We start from the raw sequence: 6317 nt of genomic DNA, 5'->3' as shown, positions 1-6317 counted from the left end.
CCCCAGCCGAATCGGCGACATCGTCAAAGCCGCACTCGTCCTCACGCACTTCGAACACGGCTACCTGAAATAAAAGTCGCTGAGATCACCTCAATCAGCTTTCCTGTAGCGACTAGCTGATTTTCGATATATTCTTGGGGAATAGCTGATGGCGAATGTGCCCTTCTTGTCCGCGAAATGCCCGAAACTCTCCTAGTTTGTACTTGCTGCTGCGAGTGCCTTCGATCACGTCAATTTCGAAGTCGCGTTCGAGATGCTTTAGGCGCCGCTCAACGTCCTCAACGGGGATTTCGATGCCTGTCGCTTTGGCGATCTGGCTAAGAGTGAGAGGGGCATCGCTGGTTCGGAGCGCTTGGTATACGGGGTCATGGACTGACCTGGTGCGCTGAACAGGCTCAGTCTCGTGGAGTAGTGCAGCTTTGATGGCCCTACCGAGAGCTTCGGCAACAGGTGGAGGGAAGGCATTACCAATTTGACGATAAACCGATGTCTTTCCGCCCTCGAATGTCCACTCGTCCGCCGCTTTCCAGCCCTGGATCAGGGCAACCATCTCGCATGTTAGCTTTGGGCCAACAACAAATTTGCTCCCCTTGGGAGGAGCGCTATTGGCAACGCCGAGAGCATCGACCCCCAGCAATCCCCAGGCTTTCTTTGCTCGCGTCGGGCCAAGATCGGCCCCCCCGTGCTTTTTGGAGCCACCCACAACGGTTGGCGCAATGCCTTTTGCCTTTTCAGCCCATTCGTCAGCACCTTCCCAGCCAGCGGAAGCCATGAGGTCACGGAGTGTTTCACCCACTGTGGGAGGTTCCCCAATAGGCTCGGGCCAGTGGAAATAAGGAGCATCTTCTTCTCGAAGAGCGATGAGCACGAATCGAGGACGCAACTGAGGTACTCCGAAGCTGGATGCCTGCAGGAGCTTCCATTCAGCAATATATCCAAATCCATGAAGTTCATCGAGAACATGCTGACGATAGGCCGCGAACCGGCGCATACTCAGTCCGCGAACATTCTCTAGCATGACCGCGCGAGGTTGCAAGACACCGACCTGCTTTATCGCCCAAGCAAAGAGATCACGTTCGTCATTCGCGCCGAGTTGCTTGCCGGCAATCGTGAAGGGAGGGCATGGCACGCCTCCAGCGAGCAGGTCTATCGGTTCACGGTCAAGGTCTTGGCTGCTGGGAGCGTAGTCTGCCGGATTCCAGACACTGGGATCCGCGACATCGCCTTGCTCAACCTTCCACCCCGGTCTGTTGGCCCTGAGAGTCTTGACCGCGTTGGGATCCAACTCGATAGCTAGTTCGTGTTCGAACCCAGCCTTTTCAAGGCCTAGAGCTTGACCACCAGCGCCAGCGCAGATCTCAATGACACGAAGCTGCCGCTCGCTCACGGTAGATCCTTTCATGTGCGATGTAGGGCATGACCGGGTAGCCAGATGTATCTTCCCTGAGAAGACAGTAACCGGTGGGGACATGACAGAGACGAATAGGGATCAGGTCCGGAAGGAGGCCCACGCCAAGGGCCTCTACCCTGCGCCGCTCAATGAAGGGCGTTCGCGGAACATGCAGGCGAATCGGAGGACGAACACCAAACCGGAGGTGGTACTGCGCAGTGCCCTGCACCGTATGGGCTACCGGTATCGGAAGGATTTGAGACTCGATGTTGAGGGAGTCCGGGTTCGGCCCGACATCGTCTTCACCGCTCGGAAGGTAGCGGTTTTCGTCGATGGGTGCTTCTGGCACGTCTGCCCTACGCATGGTCGCCAGCCGACGATCAACGAGTGGTACTGGACACCAAAGCTGCGCCGGAACATGGAGAGGGACCGGACTGTTACTGCTGCTCTTGAGGCCGCTGGCTGGAAGGTTGTCCGGCTGTGGGAGCACGAACCGCTTGCCTCTGCGATCGACGCGGTGGTGGCAGCGGTGCGGCCAAGTGTTCCCGAACATGTCGGCGAATCTAATGGGTCGACCGATATTTAGCGAGACGAGCTCACCGTGTCGAGACGTAGGAGAACGGTTTTCGCTACTGTCTTGCAGCGGACTGAGCTTACCCCGCGGGGGCAGAGTGTGTACAACCCCGTGTGGCAAGGAGGTCCCGCACGTATGGGCCGTACCAACGGCCGCCGTCGCGACTCTGCTTCCTCAGGGGTTAAGCCCTGAGCCAAGACGGTCTTACCACACCCGCTCCAGTTCGGATCACGTGGCCTTCGTCTACCTGCTCGGCCAAGTCCGTGATGCCATTGCGTGCTACCCCATGAGGAACATCGAGACGTACGGACTCCCAACGGCCTGAGAGCGAAGTATCAACCGGAGCATGGCGTGTGATCCACTCCGTGTCGATCGTTCCGATAGAGTCGATCGCCTGATCTTGCCCCAGCAGTACAACTACCAGCCGCCACTGGGGGTCAGCGAGCATGACATCGAACTCGTTGCGTGAAAGGTAGATGGTGAGGCGTCCTCGGCGCGTAGTTGACTTGACCTCCAGGTTGAGATGGAACCCGTCGCAGGCAATCGCTACGTCATACCCCAGTCCGTCCGAGTATTCCGCGACGTAGGTGATGGTCAAGCAGCCAAGGTCTTCCAGGAGGCGCACGAGAGCTTGTTCTCCTGCTGATCCGATCTTCTGTCTAGCAGCTGTGTCTACTTTCCCCCATGCTGCTCGGATCGCTGCTAGCGTCTCCCGAGGGTTGAGTCCCAGCACCTCACCTGCCGTCGCCGCATCCTCAGGGAGATCATCAGGTTTGATGATCAATTGGTCGGCATCCTGAAGCCAGAGCGGATCAGACTGGGCAATCGCAGCCTGTAATAGAACTAGTTTAGTTCTGTTGGTGGCGATGGCCGGCAGACCGGCTTCCGTCACTAATTTGGCGCGCCGTAACCACTCCAGCGCGGCCCCGTACTGGGTCATCGTTAGGTCCGTGTAGTCGGTGTGGGACGAGAACAAGGCCTGGACGCGAGCAAGCGATGAATGTTGTAGGTGGTCCATCCAGCGCAGGGAAGCGCGCAGAACAGGGTCAGGAGGCAGGGGGGACATCTAAGTACCCAAGTAGGGCTCTTATGTCAGCCATGTCCATGCCGCCGCCGACGGCTGACTCCTCCTCTAGATCTGCTAGTTGCTCTACCTCGGGATCATCCAAGATCGATCCCATGAAATTTAGCTTGGTTTCTAGACGCCTTGCCACAACTCCGTCGATTGTGTCTTCCGAGGCAAGAACGGTGACGTTAGTGATGGTGTCTTCAGGCAGGCCCAGTCGGTGAATACGATCTAGGCTCTGAAGGTAACGACCGGCTGCAAAGTCTCTGTCTACGTAGACAGCATCGTGGCAGACCTGATGCAAGCTGATACCTTCACCGAGAGTTGCTGGATTGGATAATAAGACCAAGCAATCAGGATCCTCTCGGAATCGCTTAATCTGTTCTTCGCGGTCAATAGTTCCTCCGTGAATCATTGCAGGTTGGTAATGCCTGAACATAGACTCCATGGTGGTTAAGCTTCGTACGAATGTTGACCATACAATGGTCTTGCGTCCAGCCTCAGCGTTTGCGGATACGATAGCGAGAGTCTCTTTATATTTCGGAGAGAACTCATGATCTGGAAGATCCCGCAGAAGTTGGTCTAAAGTAGCCCCTGCTGGGACCTCAATAGGTGGGACCCTATAGTTTAAGGGCTCATATCTTGTGGTGCCTACTGTGATAAGTGCGGGACTTGTGGCAGCCATGAGTAGATACATCGTCACGCGTCCAAGTGCGTCAAAATTGTTCTGCGTTCCAGACACGCGTGCGCTCATCACGCCTGTTAGCGCTGAGTAGATCTCTTTATGAAGTGGCGGGAGTTCTAGTTGTCGTATACGTGTAATAACAGGTGGGAGATTGAGCTCCTTTTTTGTGGTGCGTGTAAAAAATGGTCGAAGAACCTGGCTGGCGTACCGCAGGTCTCCATCCGCGATGGCTCGGCTAACTGTCTGCCGTCCTTGTCCGGGCAGCAAAAATGCGAAAAGATTCTGAATGTCCTGTACGCCATTTGGTGCAGGAGTTCCCGTAAGGATTAAACGTTTTCTGGCTCGCGGCCCCAGCGCTAGACAGATGGAACCATAGACGCCAGATGGGCCTCTCTTCATACGGTGTGCCTCATCCAGGATCATCATGGAGGGCTCGGCAGACAGCCATTTCGCAAGTGCAGTCTCATTGACTGACAGTCGTTCATAATTAACAATTATTAGTTCAACGTTAGGATCGAGTTTATTTTCGATGACTTGTAGGCGAAGGGGGTTTAAAAAGCACTCTTGATTTTCGAACTGCCAACTCTCATACGCAGCCTTGGGGCAAACCACAAGAAGACGCCTGACGTCTCCTCTGGCACGCAACATCTGGAAGGTTGCCAGGCCAACTCGGGTCTTGCCGGCACCAGGTACGCTGAAGTTGGCGCCGTGTCCGAGTGAGAGGAGTTTGATGATGTCACGAGACTGAAAGGTAGTTAGATCTCCCTTCCATACAGAGGAATCCAGAGCGTCATACAGATCTTGGGGTGTGACAAGTTGAGGAGCAGAATCTCTCCCCTCTAACAGAGCGTCAGCTTCGAGAGCTGCCTGATAGCTGTCCTTTACCAGATTTGCTAGCGCTGGCTCCCAGTCCACGTCATCAGAGGGCCATTGCCCAATCTCGCGCAGGTTAACCAAAAGGTCGTCGAGTTCGAGCTCGACAAGGCTTGGCCCCCTCTGCACCGCAGTACGAAACCGTGGCGCGAGCTGGCGTAGGTCGGCCGTGTGATGCTCTGAAGACTTCAATAGAACCGCAGTCCCGGACGCCTCAAGTTCGAGTCGAAGGCTTGGCACGCTAACTTCTACCCTCGATCCGAAGTTGCGTTCTGCAGCCAGATGAGTCCTTCGCCAGGGTCAGAGACGCCGCGGGACGCGTACTTTGCGAGCTTTTGAAGCGTGTCACGCAGGCCAACAATCGCCTCATCCAAAGCCTCATAGTCCAACAGGGCCTGGCTACGTGCTTGAGCAATGTCATCGATACACGACTTCAGAATGTCAGTCGCATCGCTCACTTTTTCTGGGGCAGCAAGCTTGCGCTTACGCAGCCTGACATCACGACCTGCAGATTCCAGGCCAGATTCAACAGCTTGTTCGGCCGCAGCGATTACCTTATTAGCTTCGGTGCTTTCTCGGGGAGTCAGTTGCGTCGCTGCTGCTGCCTGTGCCTTGGCTTTGAGGACGGTATCTGTGGTTGCTCGCGCTCGCTTGATCTTAGAGGAGCTGTCGGGCACGTTGATACTGAGCCCGGGGATCTTCACCGTAGGAGGTGCTGCGGTTACCTCTGGCTTGAGTTCTGGAGTGAGTTTTGACTCAAGGTATTTATCAGCGAAGTTATCCTCGATGAGCCGAACGTCGGTCTTGCTCTTGCCAAGCAGGATCGCCAGCAGTCTAGCCTCTTTGAGGGCATCCGCTTTTTCTGGGTCTCTCATGTTTATGTAGGCGCGGTGTAGCTCTCTGAGCTTTTCCTGATCTTTCTCGAAGTCGATCAACCTCATGCTCACGGTGCTGCCATCCGATAGAGTTACCCGGCTGCGATCGATCGCTTCACGGATGAAGCTTAAGATCCATCGGGCTTGTTGAACGGTCTTCTGATGGATTCGGAAGCTTTTACCGATCTCTGCGACCGCTCGGCCCTTTGCCTCCTCTTCCTCGATTGCGAGCAGCCAGTTGATGTAGGAGTATTCACGGCGGTGCTCTTTGCGTAGCTGAAGCTCAAGTTCGACCGCTCCAATGTCAGACCAGGACCAGTCATTGGGGAGGACGCCTACCCGGATATTGGACTGACCGATGTTTTTGAGCGCTGCTCGTCGAGTATTACCGTTGACCAGGATGCCCGTGGGTGTAATGATCCCAGGATCCTTCTGCCCGTACTCCTTCAGGTCATCCTGAAGCGCAACAAAGTCAGGGTCCTCGCGATCAGGGTTAGCCGGTGAGGCCTTGAGGAGATCGTGCAGATAGTCCTGGCTTGCAGGACTCCACGGATCAGCGGTTAGATGGGCGTCGCGAACAGGGTCGTGTTCCCGCTGCGCACGGATCCGGTGGGTCTCCGGGTTGTAGTAAGCCATCTCGACAGGCATGTCGATCACATCAATACTCAGCGGGCGGCCCCGCCACTCGATAGTGACGGACTCCCGCGCGCTCTGACCTCTCTGGACCTCGGCCAGTCGCCGCTCTACCAGCGATCTGACATCCTGACCGCCAGGGGGTTCCGGCAGGACCATGGAGGATCTCCTAGGGTGACTATGGGGGCTGACGCGTCTGGTGGGAGCGCGCTGCATGTACT

5 protein-coding genes are annotated in these 6317 nt (G+C 55.9%); 1 reads left to right on the top strand and 4 read right to left on the bottom strand.

Going from position 1 to position 6317, the window contains the following annotated elements:
• Positions 1–112 precede the first annotated feature (112 nt).
• Complete coding sequence (dcm, locus tag AB0B96_RS30515) at positions 113–1387, bottom strand: DNA (cytosine-5-)-methyltransferase (RefSeq protein WP_362904173.1); 1275 nt, start codon at positions 1385–1387, stop codon at positions 113–115.
• Positions 1388–1469: 82 nt separating this feature from the next.
• Between dcm and AB0B96_RS30510 the strand changes: the two genes are divergently transcribed.
• The gene (locus AB0B96_RS30510) at positions 1470–1976 is read left to right on the top strand and encodes a very short patch repair endonuclease (RefSeq protein ID WP_362904171.1); all 507 of its coding nucleotides are present in this window, start codon (positions 1470–1472) and stop codon (positions 1974–1976) included.
• A 169-nt stretch (positions 1977–2145) separates the two neighbouring features.
• Here AB0B96_RS30510 and AB0B96_RS30505 read toward each other — a convergent pair whose 3' ends face one another.
• The 3 genes from AB0B96_RS30505 to AB0B96_RS30495 all read right to left on the bottom strand — a co-directional run bounded on the left by AB0B96_RS30505 (position 2146) and on the right by AB0B96_RS30495 (position 6255).
• Entirely contained in the window at positions 2146–2904 is a 759-nt protein-coding gene (locus AB0B96_RS30505) for a DUF3883 domain-containing protein (protein WP_362904169.1), read from the bottom strand.
• A 106-nt stretch (positions 2905–3010) separates the two neighbouring features.
• The gene (locus AB0B96_RS30500) at positions 3011–4717 is read right to left on the bottom strand and encodes a DEAD/DEAH box helicase (RefSeq protein WP_362904167.1); all 1707 of its coding nucleotides are present in this window, start codon (positions 4715–4717) and stop codon (positions 3011–3013) included.
• A 119-nt stretch (positions 4718–4836) separates the two neighbouring features.
• Positions 4837–6255 carry a hypothetical protein gene (locus tag AB0B96_RS30495; RefSeq protein ID WP_362904165.1) on the bottom strand — a complete coding sequence of 473 codons (1419 nt, stop codon included), beginning with the start codon at positions 6253–6255 and terminating at the stop codon, positions 4837–4839.
• Positions 6256–6317 lie beyond the last annotated feature (62 nt).

The sequence above is a fragment of the Streptosporangium sp. NPDC049046 genome, assembly GCF_040649155.1.
In the GTDB taxonomy this organism is placed as follows: domain Bacteria; phylum Actinomycetota; class Actinomycetes; order Streptosporangiales; family Streptosporangiaceae; genus Streptosporangium.
Note: the sequence above shows the minus strand (reverse complement) of the source record. Positions and strands in the feature narration are given on the sequence as shown.

Excerpts from the sequence above, each read along its gene's own strand:
- AB0B96_RS30510 (WP_362904171.1), top strand. The coding sequence starts at position 1,470 with ATGACAGAGACGAATAGGGATCAGGTCCGGAAGGAGGCCCACGCCAAG.
- AB0B96_RS30505 (WP_362904169.1), bottom strand. The coding sequence starts at position 2,904 with ATGACCCAGTACGGGGCCGCGCTGGAGTGGTTACGGCGCGCCAAATTA.
- AB0B96_RS30495 (WP_362904165.1), bottom strand. The coding sequence starts at position 6,255 with ATGGTCCTGCCGGAACCCCCTGGCGGTCAGGATGTCAGATCGCTGGTA.